Below are 17,621 nucleotides of genomic sequence, written 5' to 3' on the forward strand. Positions count from 1 at the left end.
ACCGGCCGGTCAACGGGACGCCGACTCCACGTCGTTGAGGTGGCGCAGCACCGCGGCGACCGCCGCCCGCTGGGCCGGCTCCTGAAGCCCGTCGGCGAGCCCGGGGTCGCGTTCGCCGACGAGAATCCGCTCCAGGACCGGGGCCATCTGCGCGAGGACGGGGTCGGAGGCGAACCCGTCCAGGTTCTCGCGGTTCACCTCGCCGGTCATGTCCTGGCCGAGAGCGGCGGCGACGAAGCTGCCGAAGGCGATGCCGAGATGCATCACGGTCCACAGTTCGACGGGCACGGTCACCCGGCCGGCCAGTGCGTCGAGCGCGCGGCCGGCCACCCCGGCGTCGAGAGGCCCCAGCCCGGCGAGCACACCCGGCCCGCGCTCGCCGCCCTGGATCCGGTTCAGTACGACGGTCAGGGGGACGAACATCGGGTCCAGCTCGACGAGTCGGGCAAGGTGCTGGCGCAGCTTCACCTTCGCCGCCGTGTTGCGCCGCTCGGCGGCCACCAGTGCCGCCAGCACCGGCTCCCACGTCATGCCCCACGCCGCCGCCTGCACGGCGCCGAGTCGGTTCGCCCCCGGGTCCTCCTCCCGCGCACTCTCGCGGGCCTCCCGGACCAGCGTGGCGAGCGTCTCCCGGGCGCGGACGAGCCCGGGGTCCAGGCCGGCCAGCAGCCGGTCCAGGGCCACCCCGGGCACCTCGGCCACCCGTGCGCACAACTCCTCGACGTCCGGGGGCAGTCGGGCGTCGGCGGCTGCCCCGAACTCCCGGAGGTCGCCCACCAGGGACAGCGCCGCGTTCATCGTCCGGCCGCCCCCGGTGAGCCTGGCGAGCAGCGCCCCCGCGAGATGGTGGGCGACGGCGCCGGCCGCGTCCCGCGCGTGGCTGTGCAGATAGGTGCCCAGGTTGGCGTGGCCGACCGCGACCAGCGCCGGATACCCCGCCCGGTACGCGTACCGCAGACTGTCCCGCTCCCGGGCGACCGCCACCTCGCCGTGCCCCCGTACGTCCGCCACATTGGCGAGCGCCCCGAACACCTCACCCAGGTACATGAAGTCCCCGGCATCCTCGAAGACCTCCCGGCACTCCTCCAGCAGCCGCAGCGCGTCCTCGGCGCGGCCCAGGCGCAGCAACGGCATGTACGCGGGCAGGCGGGCCTGCGCGAAGTCGGTGACCGGCGCGCCGCGCGCCCTTTTGGAGCCGCACAGGTCGTCGGCGTACTCCAGCGCCCGCCGCCACTCGCCCGCCTCGATCGCGGCCCGCTGCCCGGTGTCGCACAGCTCCTCCCAGACCGCCCACCAGTCGACTCCCTCACGGGGGCCGCGTTCCCGGGGCACGTCACGCATCCGCCGGTGCAGGGCGTCGGCCTCGGCGAGGGCCCCGCCTGCCCGGTCGGTCTGCGACAGGACGTGCAGTCGCTGGACCTCGTACAGGAGCGTCGTCCAGGTGCCCAGGCCGGCCCGCCGGGCGTGGTCGGCGCCCTGGTCGGCGAGGGCGAGCGCCTCGGTAAGGCGTCCGGTGCGAACGCAGAGGTCGACCAGGCCGCTGGTCGCGGTGGCGGCGGCCGAGTGGTCTCCGCGTTCGAGCGCCGAGGCCAGGGCGGCGCGTTCCTGCCGTTCCGCGAGGACCGGGTCGGTCTCGCCGAGCACCCGCGCCAGCGCCTCCGTCGGCGCCGCGACCCCGCTGCCCGGCGCGGACGCGGCGCGGGCCGCGATCCGGCGCAGCAGGGGCAGTACGCGGGCCCTGGTGGGAGCGGACGTGTCCCGGCGCAGTACGGCTTCCAGCAGGGTCGCGGCGGACGACTCCTGCCGCAGCCGGATCAGATAGGGAGCGGCGGCGAGCGCGGCGTGCGTCAGCAGCGGCCCGGCCGATCGGGCGTCCTCGGCGCCGGTGCCCTCGCGGGTCCACGCCATCTCGAACACCCGCAGCCAGTAACCCGACAGTCGTGTGTCGACCAGCTCCCGGAACCGCGCACCGGCCCGCGCCCGCCCCTCGGCTGCGACGGCGGCCTGGATCTCGTACGACTCTCCGGACCGAGGGGTGAGCAGGCCCTGGGCCACCAGTGTCCGCAGCGCCGCGGCAGCCGGTGTCTCCTGATGGCCGAGTCGGGCGCGCAGGTCGGGCCAGTTGTGGTCCACGGCCGGACGGGTGCGGTCGGTCTCCTCCAGACAGCACAGGACGTGGAACAGGTCGCGGTCGGCGGGGGCGAGCCCGGCGGTGACACCGTCGGACCAGGTGCGCAGTATGCGTAGCTGCTCGTCGTCGGTGCCGTCGGCCGCCGATGCCCGGTCTCCGGTGGCCGGCAGTCGGGTCGGGCGCTCCGGATCGGCGGCCCGGGCGTCGGCCAGCTCCAGCAACCTCGGGTGACCCTGGGCGAGTCGGAGCAGCCCGGTGGCGAGTCGCCGGGCTTCCGCAGGGGGTGTGCCGGGGAGCCGTCCGTCGAGCAGGCGGGCCAGGTGCGGCAGTTCGCGGGCGAGCAGCATGGCCTCGTCGGGGGTCAGCAGGCCGACCGGTTCGGCCCGTACGCGCACTCCGAGCCCGGCCGGCCGGACCCGCCCGCACAGGATCAGCCGCCCCGCCCCGGAGTGCTCGGACAGCGCATCGGCCAGCTCCCCCCAACGCCGGTCCTGCCAGGCCCTGTCGGGGGTCAGCAGTGCGTCGATGCCGTCGACGACCAGCAGTGCCCGCTCCCGCTCCAGCCACGCGGCGACGGCGCCCACGAAGTCCTTGGCCGGCTGTTCGGTCCCGCCGGTGTCCAGCAGATGCAGACAGCGCAGTCCCGGCACCGCCTGCTCCAGGGTCAGCGCGAAGGCGCCGAGCGCTCCCCCCGGATACCGCTGATCCTGTTCCCGGGGTGCCGTGAACCAGACGACCCGCTCGAAGGCGTGCGCGTGCGTCGCGACCAACTCCCTTGCGCACGCGGTCTTTCCGACCCCGGGCATGCCCTGCAGCAGCACCCCGCTGAGCCCGCTGCGGGGGTCCAGTACGGCACCGGCACGCGTGAGGAGGGCGACACGGCCCACGAAGTGCTCGGGTTCAGGCGGGAGCCGGCCGGCCGTGCCCTGGCCGACAGAGCCTGTCCCGTCCGGCGCCTCCTCCGTCGGCGCACCCAGGGTGAGTCCCACCGCCCGCGCCCCGAACAGCGCCGGAGTCGCCGCCCGGAGAGCGGACGCGGGCACCCCTTCCGCCGGTGCGCCCACCGCCGACAGATCGGCCACCGCTCCTGCCAGCGCCCGGGGCAACACCCGTCCCTCGACGACCAGTTGCCGGTAGAGATGCTCGGCGAGTGCGGTCGCGAACCCGTCCTCCACCGGGTACCGCATCGCCAGCACCGCACACCCGAGCCGCTCGACGAGGTCCCCGGCGACGGCCCCGACCACGGGCCCCTCGGGACCGCCGGAAGCCCCGTCGCCCACCGGATTCCCGGCCGCCGCCGACCAGCAGGCCGACAGGGTGACGAGGGAGACGCCACGGGCGACGCCGAGAAGGTCGACGAGTTCGGGCCCTCGGACACGGTCGGGGCGCCCGGCGCCGGTCTCCAGGAGGAGTTCGCCGGGAGCGCCGTGTCCGGAGACGTGGACGAGATCCCAGCCGGCCGGCCGCGCCAGTACGGCACGAAGCCGCTCGCGTGTCACCCCGTACTGCAGTGTGCGCATCTCCACCGCGCGACCGGCGTGTGCCGCCTCAGTGAACAGCCGGGTCAGCGCGAGCCGTTCACGCCGCAGGTTCAGCGCCCGGCTGCCCTCGGGCAGACTGAACAGCGCCAACACCCTTACGGTCCGCCCCCTTTCGTGCTCCCCGCCCTCATGGCCCGCACCCCACTGCGTCACCAGGGTCACGTCCTGGACGGCCAGTGGCCGCCCCCGCGCATGCGCCAGCTCCAGCGGTACGAACATCAGGCGCCGCGCGGCCGGCACATCCCTCGGCACGACGACCCGTACCACCGCCGGGGCCGCCGCGAGCAGCGCGGGCGCGACGGGCCCGAGCACCTCCGCACCGATCCATGTGCCCACGTCCCGGACGATCTCCCGTTCCCGCGCCGCCCGCACGTCCGGGGCCGCGTGCCTGCGCAGATATCCGGGCAGGTCGAGGAAGGCCTCGTACCGCGGTCCGGTCGGGTCCAGGCGGACCTCGTGCCGGGCGAGGACCCCGCCGTCCGGCGCCACCAGTACCCACCGCCAGCGGTCGGGGCCGGCGAAGTCCTCGACGTGCAGGGTCAGTTCGGCCACGGGCCGATCGGGATCACCGGCCCGGCCGGACCGGTCAGGCATCGTCAGACCCCGAACTGTCTGCGCAGGCCCTTGATGATGGCGAGCGTCTGTTCCACGCCGGCGCGCGAGGGGTGGCCGACGGGGAGTCCCCGCAGTCCACGCGCGTACATGTCCTCCGCCGCGGCCATGTGCTCCCGGTGGCCGGTCTGCACGAGGCCGAGGAGCGCGCCGCCGAGGTTGATGAGGCGCGGCGCGTGCATCGGATGGTCCTCGGGGGTGTCGCGCAGCGCGGCCCGGGCGTGTTCGGCGGCCTCGTCCAGGATGGCGCTGTCGTTGGCGGTGCGCCCCTTGCGGAGAAGGGAGTTGGCGAGGTTGGACTCCTGCGCGACGCGTTCCTCGTTCAGCCCGGCGGCGCGCACCGGCATGATGTCCAGGCAGCCGCGGTACAGGGCGATGGCCTCGTCGATGGACTCCGTGTCCTTGGTGCTGTCGTAGACCTCCTGGAGGGCGGTGGCCAGGGAGGACATGTGCCGGGGGAGCACCGGGTCGCCGGGCAGGGACTTGTCGACGGCCTGGCGGCCGTAGTCGACGGCTTTGACGAGGTCGGCGGCGGACCGGTCGCGTTCCCAGCTCAGCCGGTGCAGCATGCACAGCGAGGAGAGGGCGGCGGCGTGCCGGATGTCGTCGACCGGATAGACCTCCACTGCCAGCTCGGCGGCCTGGAGCGAGCCGCGCAGCAGCTTCGGGTCGCCGGTGCGGCCGTATGCCAGCCGCAGGTCGTCGGAGACACCGAGGGGTTCGAGGTGCTCGGACTCCGCCGCGGCTCCGGGCTTGTCGTAGCTCCTGGACCTGGATCTGCCGAACCATCTGGCCATGCGCAGGCTCCCCCCTGAAAGCTTTCGTCACCCCCTCAATCCCCGCGATTCGCCACTCAAACCCCTTATGCCGTAGGCAAGTTCACTCTCCGCGCGAGTGCGCGAGCGGATGGGGGGCGGGGGTCGGGGTTCAGCCCCTGCTGACCGCCGCCAGGATCTCCGGCAGCCGCCGTGCCGTGCGCGGGGCGGCGAGCCGCAGTCCGAGGAGTATGAGCAGGGCGCCGTACACGGTGCCGACGGGCAGCAGCAGCCAGGTCCACCGGTCGCCGCCGGAATCGACGCTCAGCCAGATCGTCAGGGCGATGACGGGGGCGCACAGCAGGGACGCCCCGACCATGCCGCCCAGAATGGCGACCGTGGCGAGCCCGGACTGCCCGGGGGCGACGTTCTTGTAGCCCTCCTGCGGGATGGAGTACGGGAACCGGGCCGACGACCAGGCCCCGGCCGCCAGCATCGCCCCCAGCAGTGCGAGGGACAGCCCGAGCGCCTCCGGCAGGGTGGCCCAGTCGTCGAGCAGCGCGGTGGTGAGAACGACCACGAGAGTGGCGTACGGCAGGCTGATCAGCAGCAACGCCAGTGCCCGGCCGCGCAGTTCGACGTACGCGTCCCGGGTGGACGAGATCGTCATCGCGACCATCCAGAAGGCGGAGGTGTCCTGCCCGAACTGGTTGTACATCTGGATGCCGAGCATCCCGGCCGCGAAGCAGGCGAAGTAGATCGAACCGGTGCCCTGCAACGCGTTGAACACCGGCACGATCAGCCCGATCGCGAGGGAGGTCACCCACGCGGCCTTGGTCTTGGGGTCCCGCCACGCATACCGCAGGCTCCGCTCCATGACGGTCCCGGTACGCCCGTCCGGCAGCAGCCGCGCGAGTCCGCCGGACGTCCGCTCCCCCTTGCCGGCAGGCTCGGCTGCCTGGAGCGTCGACCCGTCGGGCGAGGTCATCAACCGGGTGAGGGTCTGCGACCAGACCCTCAGCAGCAGCACCAACGCCGCCGTACTGAGCGCGAGTTGGGCGAGCGCGACCCCGTACGAGCCCTCGCTCGCCGAGTCCACCGCCCCGAGGGCGGACGCGGGCGGCACCCAAGCCAGCACTTCCGCGACCGGGTCGAGTTGACCGAGCCCGGCCGAACCGAGCTGCTGCATACCGAAGTTGACGAGCTGCGCCCCGACCGCGACGACCAGCCCGCTGAGTACGGCGAGATCGCGCCCCTTACGGCTGCTGAGCAGCCGGATGTTGGCGGCGGCGACGGCCCGCGCGAGCGCCACGCACACCAGCAGCGCGAGGGGGACGGCGACGAGCGACACCACGAACGCCGGCCCACCGCGCGCCAGGGCGATCACCGACCCGACGAGCAGGGACAGCGTGAACAGCGGCCCGATACCGACGAGCGAGGCCGCGAGCAGTGCCCGGACCAGCGGCCGGGGGCGCAGCGGGAACATCACCAGCCGGGTCGGGTCGAGGGTCTCGTCCCCGCTGGGGAAGAACAGCGGCATGAAGGCCCAGCCCAGCGCCATGACCGCGAGAAGCAGAACGGTGACGGACGCGGCGTGCGCGTTGCCGCGCAGGGCGAGCAGCCCGAGGAACTGGAGCGCGGCGATGAGCAGCACGAAGACGACGGAGAAGACGTATGCGGCCCGCCGCCCCGCGGACTGTCTGAGCCCGTTGCGCAGCAGCGACAGCTTCAGCCGTACGACGACGGCCGTGACCGACCCCTCCACCGTCATCGGGCGCCGCCGCCCAGCCAGTCGAGGTGGGACCCGTGGTCGCGCCCGCCCGCGCCGACGAGTTCGAGGAACGCCTGCTGGAGCGAGGGCGCGTCACCCCGCACCTCGGCCAGCGTGCCGTGTGCCCGGATCCGTCCCGCCGCCATCACCGCGACCCAGTCGCACAGCGACTCGACCAGTTCCATGACGTGGGAGGAGAAGACGACGGTGGCGCCGGAGGCCGTGTACCGCTCCAGCACACCCCGGATGATCTGTGCCGACACCGGGTCCACGCCCTCGAACGGCTCGTCGAGGAACAGGACTTCGGGATTGTGGAGGAGAGCGGCGGCCAGGCCGATCTTCTTGCGCATGCCGGTCGAGTAGTCGACGACGAGCTTGTGCTGGGCGCCGGCCAGGTCCAGGACGTCGAGAAGCTGGGCGGCCCGCTTGTCGACCTCGGCGCCGGGCAGCCCGCGCAACCGCCCCGAGTAGGCGAGGAGTTCACGCCCGGACAGCCGCTCGAAGAGCCGAAGCCCTTCGGGCAGCACCCCGATCCGCGCCTTGACCTCGACCGGGTCGCGCCACACGTCGTGCCCCACGACCTCCACGGTGCCCTGGTCGGGCCGCAGGAGCCCGGTCACCATCGAGAGCGTGGTGGTCTTCCCGGCCCCGTTCGGCCCGACGAGCCCGACGAACTTCCCCGCAGGCAACTCCAGATCGATCCCGGCAACAGCCACCTGCTGCCCGAACCGCTTCCAGAGTCCCCGCACCCGCACGGCAGCACCATCAACCATGCGAGGAGCCTAAACGGCAGCCGTTCCCAGCACACGGGGCCGCATTCGATGAGCGGCGACGGGAGGCAACCCCGGGCTTTTCAGGGGCGTGGGGAAGTTCCCGACGGGCGGCAACCCCAGGCCTTTCAGGGGCGCGGGGAACTGCGCGACAAGCCACAGCGCACCCGCAGCCGCCAGACAACCGAAACCAGGCACCCCGAACGGCGAACCTACCGATCCCGCCCACACGCATAGGCAAGCGGCGAGATCAACTCCTCCGCATCCGGCAGCCACCGATTCGCGGGCGTAGGCCGGCAGGCCCACTGCACGGCCCCCCGAGACGCGTACCGGGTAGGCGGCGCAGCCACATACGCACCCTCGCCCAACGCGACCAGATCCAGCGAGGCTGGCGACCACCCCAACTTGCGCACCAGATCAGGCACCTTCACCGACGCCCCCGGCAGCACGAAGAACCGCATCCGCCGATCCGGCGTCAACATCACCGGCCCGAGGGTCAGTTCCATCCGCTCCATGCGCGCCAGCGCGAGGAACCCGGCCGTCTCGGGCACATCGATGGCGTCGAACGTATGGCCGGTCGGCAGCAGGATCGACGCCGTCGGCTGGTCGGTCCACAGCCGGCGCGCGACGGTCGCACTGCCCGTGGCCTGCGTCACCCAGTCGGGCCGCGTCGGGTGTGCGCCGGGCAGGGCGCACGCGGTGTCGCCGCAGGAGCAGCGCTGTACCCCGTCGACTGCTTCCAGCCACGTACCAGGAAACACGTCCCAGTGGCGTTCTTCGGCGTAACGGACGGCGGTTTCCAAGAGGGATTCGCCGCGTTGCTTGGGGATTTGGGCAGCATCAGGGCCCGCGATGGTCTCTTCCACGATGAGGACAACTCTAGTGGGAATCATGAGTTACGCATGTCACATGCGCGGGGGAGGTGCATCGATTCCGCATCTGGGGCGCATGGATGCATGGGCGGGGGCGCGCAGGAGGATCCCGGGCGGGGCTGGGTAGGCAGGGGTGGGGGCTGGGCATCCGCCTTTACCCCGGCAATCCTCACATGCTTCGCATTGTCGGCATGTCTGCGGGGCATTGATCTTCGAGGCCGGATCTTTTCGCCGTACTCGTCCGCCGTCAGGACGCGCACGGAGAAGGGGTTCCGGGCACGGAAGACACGTCAACTCGGTGCGTGGGCACGGCACCGCAGCCACAGGGGGTACGCCATGGCCGCAAGGCCTCTCGTCGCGCGGCAGCCGAACGAACGGCTGCAGGCGCTCATCCAGGAAGCGGGCTGCTCGAACGCCGGGCTGGCCCGCCGCGTCAACATGTGCGGCGCGGAGCACGGCCACGATCTGCGGTACGACAAGACGTCCGTGGCCCGTTGGCTGCGCGGACAGCAGCCCCGAGGCCGGGCGCCCGCGATCATCGCCGAGGCCCTCGGCCGCAAACTCGGCCGTACGGTCACGATCGACGAGATCGGCATGGCCAACGGCAAGAACCTCGCCTCGGGCGTCGGACTCCAGTTCTCCCCGACCGTCCTCGGCGCCATCGAGCAGGTGTGTGAGCTGTGGCGCAGTGACGTGGGCCGGCGGGACTTCCTCTCCGGTTCGTCCGTCGCCGCGTCCGCGCTCGTGGAGCCCAGCCGCGACTGGCTGATCTCGTCCCCCGACTCCCAGGTGGCGCGGCAGGCGGGTCCACGTGTGGGGCCGTCGGACGTGGCGGCGGTGCGCGCGATGACACAGGCGCTCACGGACCTGGACCACCAGTTCGGCAGCGGGCATGTGCGTCCGGTCGTCGTGCACTACCTCAACAGTGTCGTCTCCGGGCTGCTGGCGGGCTCGTACCGGGAGGCGGTCGGGCGCGACCTCTTCGCCGCCGTCGCGCGGCTGACCGAACTCGCCGGGTACATGGCCGTCGACACCGGCCAGCCCGGTCTCGCCCAGCGCTACTACATCCAGGCGCTCCGGCTCGCCCAGGCGGCCGGGGACCGGGGGTACGGGGGATACGTACTCGCCGCCTCCATGAGTCATCTCGCCGCTCAGCTCGGAAACCCTCGGGAGATCGCGCAGTTGGCGCGGGCGGCGCAGGAGGGGGCGCGTGGCCGGGTTACCCCGCGCGCGGAGGCGATGTTCCACGCCGCCGAGGCCCGGGGGCACGCCCTGATGGGCGACGCGCGGGCGGCCCAGCTGGCGTCCGGGCGTGCGGTCAACGCGCTGGAGGCGGCCGATCCGGAGTCCGGGGACGACCCGGCGTGGATCGCGCACTTCGACGGTGCCTATCTGGCCGACGAGTTGGCGCACTGCCACCGGGACCTCGGCCAGGCCGAGGCGGCGGCGCGGTGCGCGCAGGAGTCGCTGGACGGGCACCCGGAGACACGGGCGCGGCGCCGGGCCATCGGTCTGGTGCTGCTGGCCACGGCACAGGTCCAGCAGCGCGAGGTGGAGGAGGCCTGCCACACGGGCCTGCGCGCGGTGGAACTCCTCGGCACCCTGCGCTCCAACCGGGGCGCCGAGTACCTGGAGGACCTCCAGCTGCGCCTGGAGCCGTACCGCGACGAACCGGTGGTCCGGGAGTTCGGGGCACGGATGGACCTGCGGGCGGCGGCGTGACGGGAGACACAGCGGGGCGCTGAGATGCTGGTGGGGGAGTGGTCCGGCCCTGTGATTCGTCAATCGGATTCCGGGAACCCGGTAGCTTTAACTGACGATTCCGAAGGTCCCCCCATCAGCAGGAGTCCCGGTGACGCAGAGTGGACAGGGCGAGGAGCACTCGCAGCGCGTGGCGCGCGAAGGCATCGTGCTGCCCTCCGACGGCGGCGAACCGCTGCTGCCGGGTATGACGGGGGCAAGCGGCCGGCCGGCTCCGGTCCCGGCCGCGCCTCCGGCCCCTGCCCCGAACCCGACCGGCGGTCAGGCCTGGGGACTGCCGTGGGGCCCGGACACGAACCAGGACCAGGACGATTACCAGGGCCACTACCAGGCCCCGGCACAGCCGCAACCTCAGCCGCAGCCCCAGGCGTCCGGGGGCTGGCCGACGCCGCCCGACGCCCAGCAGCACCAACAGTGGGGCGACCAGGGCCAGTTCCATCCGCAGCAACAGCCGCTGCCCCAGCAACAGCCCGAGCAGCAGGCGCCGTCGGCACCGGCGTGGAACAACGACCCGGGCGCGTCCGGCGGTTGGGCCCAGCAGCCCGGCTACGGCGAGCCCGGCTACGGCGCTCAGCCGACTCCGGGCGCCCCCTACTCCGTACATGCCGCCCATGCCGACCCTGGCCCCGAGTCCGCGCCGTATCCGCCCGCGGCCCCGCAGTACGAGCAGCAGGCACACCAGCAGTACGGTCCGTACGGCGGCGCCTCGCTGCCCCCGGTCGAGGACGCGACGCAGTTCATCCCGCCCGTTCCGGGCACCCCCGGGCCGGTCGCCGAGCCGGCCACCCAGTACCTCCCGCCGGTCGCGGCGCACGCGCCCGCGCCCCCGCACGTCAACGAGGCGGCGACACAGTTCCTGCCGCCCGTGGGCCCCGGCGCGATGCCGCCCCAGACGGCCGCCGAGGCGACCACGTACCTGGGCCGTGTGCCGCAGGCGGCTCCCGGCGGTTCCGACGCCGACGCCACCCAGTACATCCCGCCGGTGCCCGGAGGGTCGTACGGCATACCCCAGGGCGGTGCGGACGACCGTCAGCCGCCCTCCGCCTTCGACAACCTCTTCCGCAGCGGCCCCGGTGCCGAGACGCCGGCCGGCGCCACCCAGCAGATGCCCCGCATCCAGCCCCAGCAGCCCGCCCCCGCCCCCTACGGCCAGCAGGCTCCGTACGCCGCCCAGCAGGCCCCGTACGGCTTCCAGGCGCCCCACGACATGGACGGCGAGCAGGACCGCGGGGGCCGGCGTTCGCGGATGGCCGTCATCGCGGCTCTCGGGGTCGGCATCGTCGTGCTCGGGATCGGGGCCGGAGCCATGCTGAGCAGCAGTGGCGGGGACAGCGACAAGGACGCGGGCAACAAGACGGTCGCGGCGACCTCGGCCGCGCCGGAGGAGTCCGAGGCACCGGCCGCCGACCCGGCCAAGGCACAGGCCGTCGAGCTGGACAAACTGCTCGCCGACAGCAACAACAGCCGCGACACGGTGATCAGGGCGGTGTCGGACGTCAAGTCCTGCAACAACCTCGGCCAGGCCGCCGCGGACCTGCGCGGCGCGGCCCAGCAGCGCGGTGAACTGGTCACCCGGCTCTCCACGCTGGCCGTCGACAAGCTCCCCGAGCACGCCGGGCTGACCGACGCCCTCACCAAGGCCTGGCAGGCGTCCCAGGCTGCCGACAACCACTACGCCGCCTGGGCCGACCAGACGGCGGGCAAGAACGGCTGCAAGAAGGGCCAGGCCCGTTCGACGGGCCAGACGCAGAAGGGCAACCAGCAGAGCGGCGTCGCCACCGAGCAGAAGTCCAGGGCGGCCGAGCTGTGGAACACGATCGCGAAGACGTACGACCTGACGGAACGCCAGTCCACCCAGCTCTGACCCAGTTCCGACCAGGGCCCGACCCGGATCCGGTCCGGCGCGGTCCCTCCCGGAGGGACCGCTCGTCGGCCCTCTTGTCAGTCCTCCGCGTTCTCCAGCAGCTTCGTCGTGTTGATGAAGCCTTTGCGGGCGGCGACCAGCCGTCCCTCGCGGACGACCTGGAGGGTCACCTGCGAGTTGACCAGGCGCGGGAACCCGACCACCGAGAGCAGGTCCTCGAAGCGCCAGCGCAGGGTCGGGGTGAGGCCGCCGGTGGTGACACCCAGACCGTCGTCGAGGGCCCGCCGGACGGTGGTCGAGGACACCTCGCCGCCCTCCAGCGACTCGACGACCGTCTTCAGGACGGTGTACGCGATCCAGGTGGTCTGCACACCCGCGTCCTGCGGGTCGATGCGGTTGTCGCCGAAGGCCTCCTCCTTGATGACCTTCTTCATCCCGTCCCAGCGGGCGTCACTGGCCACCGGGTACCAGCCGGTGATGTACGCGTCCTCGTACGGCCCGGACCTGCCGCCGGTCGCGTTGATCACCGTCTGGTCGACGCTGCCGAGGACGGTCGCGGTGCGCACGTCCGGGTAGTCCTCGCGGTCGCGCCGGAAGGAGTCCATGAAGGTGTTGGTGCGGTCCCCGAGCGCCGGCACCACACAGCCCTTCTTCTCGGGCAACGGGTTCGTCGTCCGCTCCAGGGCGAGCCTCGTGTGCGTTCCGTACTCGGTGGCGTCCTCGGCCGCCAGCTGGTTCCGCGCGGGGGCGTGCCCGCCCGCGCGCAGACCCGAGTCGAGGAGCTGGGGCAACTGGTCGCCGGCGATGGTGTCGGGGCGGACCAGGGCGACGGGACCGCAGACGGCGGCGAGTTCCTTGCCGAGACCGGCCAGGAGGGCGGGCGAGCCGCCGTTGACGGGGTAGGACATCGGGTTGGTGAACTCGTCGTTGGTGACGCCGTAGCCGCCGATGTAGGGGATTCCGGCGGAGGCCAGGGGGCCCAGGAAGTCGTCGCCGAACTGGCTGTAGGAGCCGACGACGGCGACGACGTCCTCGTCGGCGGCGCGCCGGGCGCACTTCGCTGCGGTCACCCGGTCGTTGTGGTCGTTGCAGGTCAGGACCTTGAGCTTGCGCCCGTTCAGGCCACCCGTGGAGTTGATCCAGCGCGCGTACGCCTGAGCCATCGCCGGCATGCCGGGTTTGTTGGTCGCGTCGGTGCCCTCCGGCGCCCAGGTCATGACGGTGACCTCGCCGCCCTCGGAGTCGGCCGAGGTGCCGGGTACGACCCCGCAGCCCGCGGCGAGCGCCGCGCACACGGCCAGAGCGCTCATGGATCTCGCGCGCATGGACCTGGGGAGGTTGGTACGGAAGGTGCTGCGGGTGCGTCGCCTGCCGGTCATGGACATGCACGATTCCGTCACACGACCAACCCGGATGTGACCCTTGGTCAACATATGGTGACGGGGAGGTGAATTACGGGGGGTGTTGATCTCATTTTCACAGGGACCGTACGATCGATGACCGTGCAAGGTTCGGAAGACTCTTCCCGTCGCGGCCGTCGCTCCCCCACCATGGGCGGCATGCCACTCAACGACATGCCGTGGTGGCGCTGGCGCAGCAATGTGCGCTCCGCGCTGCACATGCTCTCCGATCCGGTGTTCCAGCGGGACGTCTGGCTGGCCGGTGTCGACGGGTACGGGGACGTCACCGACGCCGTGTACCGCCTGGTCGAGGACACCTGGCTGGACAGCTGGTCCGCCGAGAAATACGTCGGCACGATCTTCCGGGACTCCCAGGAGGCCGCCCTCGTCGACACCGCCGTGCTCCGCGTCCTGCGGATCATGCACCAGGTCGGCCCGGACGCTCCCGTCTCCGCCTACCTCGACCACGCCGGCTGGCCGGAGGCGGTCCGCGCGGCCCGGGACGCCCACGTGCGCCTCGCGGTGAGCGACGGCGAGGAGCCGGACGTCCCGCCGCGCACACTGGAGGTACTGCGGATACTCACGCGCTCGGCGTAGGAGCCGGTGACGCACGTAGCTGTTCCGGTGCGTTCCGGGTGGCGGACGGGAGTCGGCCGTTCCAGGTGAATATGGGACCCTGTGCGGCATGAACGAGCAGTCCAGCGCAGCCGCGGCCCCCGCCGGGAAGCCCGCCGAGCAGTACGTCCTCACCCTCTCCTGCCCCGACAAGCAGGGCATCGTGCACGCCGTGTCGAGCTACCTCTTCATGACCGGCTGCAACATCGAGGACAGCCAGCAGTTCGGCGACCGGGACACGGGACTGTTCTTCATGCGCGTCCACTTCTCGGGTGAGACGCCGGTGACGGTGGAGAAGCTCCGGGCGAGCTTCGCGGCGATCGGCGACGCCTTCCACATGGAGTGGCAGATCCACCGGGCCGAGGACCGCATGCGGGTCGTCCTGATGGTCAGCAAGTTCGGCCACTGCCTCAACGACCTCCTCTTCCGCGCCCGCATCGGCGCGCTGCCGGTCGACATCGCTGCCGTCGTCTCCAACCACACGGACTTCGCCGAGCTGGTCGCCTCGTACGACGTCCCCTTCGTCCACATCCCGGTGACGAAGGACACGAAGGCGCAGGCGGAGGCGCGGCTGCTGGAGCTGGTGCGCGCGGAGAACGTGGAACTGGTCGTTCTGGCCCGCTACATGCAGGTGCTGTCGGACGACCTGTGCAAGAACCTGAGCGGCCGGATCATCAACATCCACCACTCCTTCCTCCCGAGCTTCAAGGGCGCGAAGCCCTACCACCAGGCGCATGCGAGGGGCGTGAAGCTGATCGGGGCTACGGCGCACTATGTGACGGCTGATCTTGACGAGGGCCCGATCATCGAGCAGGAGGTCGAGCGGGTCGCCCACGACGTGACCCCGGACCAGCTTGTCGCCATCGGGCGTGATGTGGAATGTCAGGCGCTGGCGCGGGCCGTGAAGTGGCATGCGGAGCGCCGGATCCTGCTGAACGGGCGGCGGACGGTGGTGTTCGCCTAGGCAGGCGAACAGCCCTTCCGGGTGCTCGGAGTGCTCGGACCGGCCTGGGTGCTCGGGGTGCTCGGGGCGTGTCCGCGGACCGTGTCGCGGAAGGCGATCGGGGTCTGGCCGGTGCGCTGGTGGAAGTACTTGTTGAAGTGGGTGGCGCTGGAGAAGCCGAGGCGGTCGGCGATCCGGGCGGCTGTCCGGTCGCTGTGGGCGAGGAGCCGCTTGGCTTCGAGGACGACGCGGCGGTCGATGAACTCCTTGGCGCCGAGGCCCGCTGAGGCAAGGGTGGCCCGGGAGAGGGTGCGGGCCGAGTAGCCGAGCGCTTCGGCGTAGTCCTCGACCCGGCGGGTGCGGGCGAAGTCCGCCTCCACCGCGTCACGGAAGCGCAGGTAGGTGGCGTCGGGGTCGGGGGCGGGGCTGCCGACGGGCCCGGTGAGGTGGGCCAGCCGCAGGACGAGGACGGCCAGCAGGTGGCGCAGGGCCGCGGTGTGGATCTCCAGGGGCAGCTGTCCGAGTGCGTGGAACTCGGCGGTGAGATGGGCGCCGGCCAGTCGCAGGGCCCGGGCGTCGTCGGGCAGGGGCCGCCGCAGGATCGGCGCGTGCGGGTCCTCCGTGCGGGCTCCGGCAGCGGTGGCCGGGTCGAGGAAGTCCTGGCGGAACAGGATCAGGGTGCCGTCGGCGTGGGTGAGGTCGCCCCACTGCTGGACCTGGCCGGGGCGAACCCACAGCCATGAGCCGGGTTCGAGGGCGTAGGCGGTGAAGTCGACCGTGTGCCACAGGGTTCCGCCGGTGAGGGTGATCAGGTGGTGGAAGTCCGGGCGCTGGGGGGCCGTGAGCCGTTCGCCGGGTACGCGGTGGCGCAGCTCGGCGAGGGGCAGCACCTCGACACCGGCGGGGGTGCCGGCGGGCGGTGCGAAGGAGATCTCCGGGATCTCGCGGCCGGGATCGTGTCGGTTTTTGACCATCGGTAGTCGCCAGCGTATCCGATTGCACCTGTTCAACCGTTCTAGCTTGGAGCTGTCAGCCCGTCCGGCATCACTCGATGTCGGAAAGCGGTAAGAGAGTGCCAGGAGAGGAGGCGTGTGATGCCTTCGGCGGAACGGGCCTCCTTGACGTACGCCTTCGACGCGTACTGCGCCTGGTGCTACGGCTTCGGCCCCACCCTGCGGTCGTTCGCCGAGGACAACGCCCACCGCATCCGGCTCGGCGTCCTGTCGGCCGGCCTCTACACCGGTGCCCGGACGCTGCCGATCGCGGCCTATCCGCATCTGTCGGCCGAACGCGGCACCGTCACACGGTTGACCGGAGTCGCCTTCGGCACGGGCTACGACCGCGCGATATCGCGGGGAACGACCGTGCTCGACTCAGCCGCCGCCGGGGCGGGGCTGGCCGCGCTGCGCGACCAGCCCGGAATCAGCGAACTGGACGCGGCCGAGGCCGTGCAGCGGGCGTGGTTCGTCGACGGCCGCAGCCTGTCCGACGCTGAGGTCTACCGGGACATAGCCGGTGAGCTCGGCCTGGACGCGGACGCCGTGACCGCCGCGTACAGCTCCCCGTCCGGCCGGGTGAAGGCCCGCGCCGACTTCCGCGCGCTGCGCCGACTGCGTGTCCTCTCCTACCCGACGCTGCTGCTGGACACCCCGCACGGTGCCGACCGGATGGGCGACGCGGGCTCCACCGCCGCCTCCCTGACCTCAGCGCTCGACCAGCGGCTGACCACGTTCCTTCCACTGACCACGCCCCTTCCGCAAGCCCTCACGCACAACCTGCCCTCGCAAGGAGAACCGTCATGAGCAGCGCCAAGAACGCCAAGAACACGGTCCTGACCGCCGCCGGCGAACTGTTCGGCCAGCAGGACCCGAGCGCGGTGGACCGCTGGGTCGCCGCCGACTACACCCAGCACAGCACCCTGGCCGCCGACGGCCCCGATGCCCTGCGCCGGCTGGTCGCCGGCCTGCCGAAGGGCTTCCGCTACGAGGGCGCCCGGGTGATCGCCGACGGCGACCTCGTCGCCCTGCACGGCACGTACCACGGCTTCGGCCCCGACCCGCTGATCGCCTTCGACGTCTTCCGCGTCGACGCCGACGGCAAGCTCGCCGAGCACTGGGACGCCCTGACCCCGCAGGTCGAGGACACCGCCTCCGGGCGCTCGCAGACCGACGGCCCCACCGAGGTCACCGCGCCCGAGGAGACCGAGGCCAACCGGGCCCTGGTCGCCGAGTTCGCGCAGAAGGTCCTGGTCGGCGCCGACTACTCGGTGCTCACCGACTACATCTCCACCGAGACGTACCACCAGCACAACCCGGAGGCCGCCGACGGCCTCGACGGCTTCGGTGCCGCCGCCGCGAAGTGGGGCGAGCAGGGCAAGAACCTCGTCTACAAGACCATCCACCGGGTCATCGCCGAGGGCGAGTTCGTCCTGCTCCAGTCCGAGGGCGAGTTCGGCGTCCCCGTCGCCTACTACGACCTCTTCCGCGTCCAGGGCGGCAGGATCGTCGAGCACTGGGACGTCATCTCCCCGATCCCGGCCGATCTGCCCCACGGCAACGGCCTGTTCTAGAGCCACCCGACGCCGGC

13 protein-coding genes are annotated in these 17,621 nt (G+C 72.2%); 6 read left to right on the plus strand and 7 right to left on the minus strand.

Annotated elements, in window-relative coordinates; translation table 11 throughout:
• Positions 1-9 precede the first annotated feature (9 nt).
• The 5 genes from OHN74_RS24415 to OHN74_RS24435 all read right to left on the minus strand — a co-directional run bounded on the left by OHN74_RS24415 (position 10) and on the right by OHN74_RS24435 (position 8,446).
• Positions 10-4,224: a CHAT domain-containing protein gene (locus tag OHN74_RS24415; RefSeq protein WP_327696701.1), complete on the minus strand. Its 4,215-nt coding sequence runs from the start codon at positions 4,222-4,224 to the stop codon at positions 10-12.
• Positions 4,225-4,268: 44 nt separating this feature from the next.
• Positions 4,269-5,081 (minus strand): hypothetical protein, encoded by an 813-nt coding sequence (locus tag OHN74_RS24420; protein WP_327696702.1) that lies wholly within the window; start codon positions 5,079-5,081, stop codon positions 4,269-4,271.
• 130 nt (positions 5,082-5,211) lie between these two features.
• Positions 5,212-6,810 carry a transporter gene (locus tag OHN74_RS24425; protein ID WP_327696703.1) on the minus strand — a complete coding sequence of 533 codons (1,599 nt, stop codon included), beginning with the start codon at positions 6,808-6,810 and terminating at the stop codon, positions 5,212-5,214.
• Positions 6,807-7,583, minus strand: coding sequence for an ABC transporter ATP-binding protein (locus OHN74_RS24430; protein WP_327696704.1), 777 nt, complete (start codon positions 7,581-7,583; stop codon positions 6,807-6,809). The genes OHN74_RS24425 and OHN74_RS24430 overlap by 4 nt, the downstream gene beginning before the upstream one ends.
• 209 nt (positions 7,584-7,792) lie before the next feature.
• Positions 7,793-8,446, minus strand: coding sequence for a bifunctional DNA primase/polymerase (locus OHN74_RS24435; RefSeq protein ID WP_327696705.1), 654 nt, complete (start codon positions 8,444-8,446; stop codon positions 7,793-7,795).
• Positions 8,447-8,788: 342 nt separating this feature from the next.
• Between OHN74_RS24435 and OHN74_RS24440 the strand changes: the two genes are divergently transcribed.
• Positions 8,789-10,174: a transcriptional regulator gene (locus tag OHN74_RS24440; RefSeq protein WP_327696706.1), complete on the plus strand. Its 1,386-nt coding sequence runs from the start codon at positions 8,789-8,791 to the stop codon at positions 10,172-10,174.
• A gap of 130 nt (positions 10,175-10,304) precedes the next feature.
• A complete protein-coding gene (locus tag OHN74_RS24445) occupies positions 10,305-12,077 on the plus strand; it encodes a hypothetical protein (protein WP_327696707.1) in 1,773 nt (590 codons plus the stop codon).
• A gap of 77 nt (positions 12,078-12,154) precedes the next feature.
• Here the strand turns inward: OHN74_RS24445 and OHN74_RS24450 are convergent, their stop codons facing one another.
• Complete coding sequence (locus tag OHN74_RS24450; RefSeq protein WP_327696708.1) at positions 12,155-13,456, minus strand: ABC transporter substrate-binding protein; 1,302 nt, start codon at positions 13,454-13,456, stop codon at positions 12,155-12,157.
• A gap of 117 nt (positions 13,457-13,573) precedes the next feature.
• Between OHN74_RS24450 and OHN74_RS24455 the strand changes: the two genes are divergently transcribed.
• Together OHN74_RS24455 and purU are read left to right on the plus strand one after the other, a co-directional pair.
• Positions 13,574-14,074 (plus strand): SCO4402 family protein, encoded by a 501-nt coding sequence (locus tag OHN74_RS24455; protein ID WP_327696709.1) that lies wholly within the window; start codon positions 13,574-13,576, stop codon positions 14,072-14,074.
• An 88-nt stretch (positions 14,075-14,162) separates the two neighbouring features.
• Positions 14,163-15,056 carry a formyltetrahydrofolate deformylase gene (purU, locus tag OHN74_RS24460; RefSeq protein WP_327696710.1) on the plus strand — a complete coding sequence of 298 codons (894 nt, stop codon included), beginning with the start codon at positions 14,163-14,165 and terminating at the stop codon, positions 15,054-15,056.
• Here purU and OHN74_RS24465 read toward each other — a convergent pair.
• Positions 15,053-16,009: a helix-turn-helix domain-containing protein gene (locus OHN74_RS24465; RefSeq protein ID WP_327696711.1), complete on the minus strand. Its 957-nt coding sequence runs from the start codon at positions 16,007-16,009 to the stop codon at positions 15,053-15,055. The genes purU and OHN74_RS24465 overlap by 4 nt on opposite strands.
• A 120-nt stretch (positions 16,010-16,129) precedes the next feature.
• Between OHN74_RS24465 and OHN74_RS24470 the strand changes: the two genes are divergently transcribed.
• Both OHN74_RS24470 and OHN74_RS24475 read left to right on the plus strand, forming a co-directional pair.
• Positions 16,130-16,837 (plus strand): DsbA family protein, encoded by a 708-nt coding sequence (locus OHN74_RS24470; RefSeq protein WP_327696712.1) that lies wholly within the window; start codon positions 16,130-16,132, stop codon positions 16,835-16,837.
• A complete protein-coding gene (locus tag OHN74_RS24475; protein ID WP_327696713.1) occupies positions 16,834-17,604 on the plus strand; it encodes a nuclear transport factor 2 family protein in 771 nt (256 codons plus the stop codon). Before OHN74_RS24470 ends, OHN74_RS24475 begins: the two co-directional genes overlap by 4 nt.
• Positions 17,605-17,621 lie beyond the last annotated feature (17 nt).

The organism is Streptomyces sp. NBC_00459 (assembly GCF_036013955.1).
Classification (GTDB): domain Bacteria; phylum Actinomycetota; class Actinomycetes; order Streptomycetales; family Streptomycetaceae; genus Streptomyces.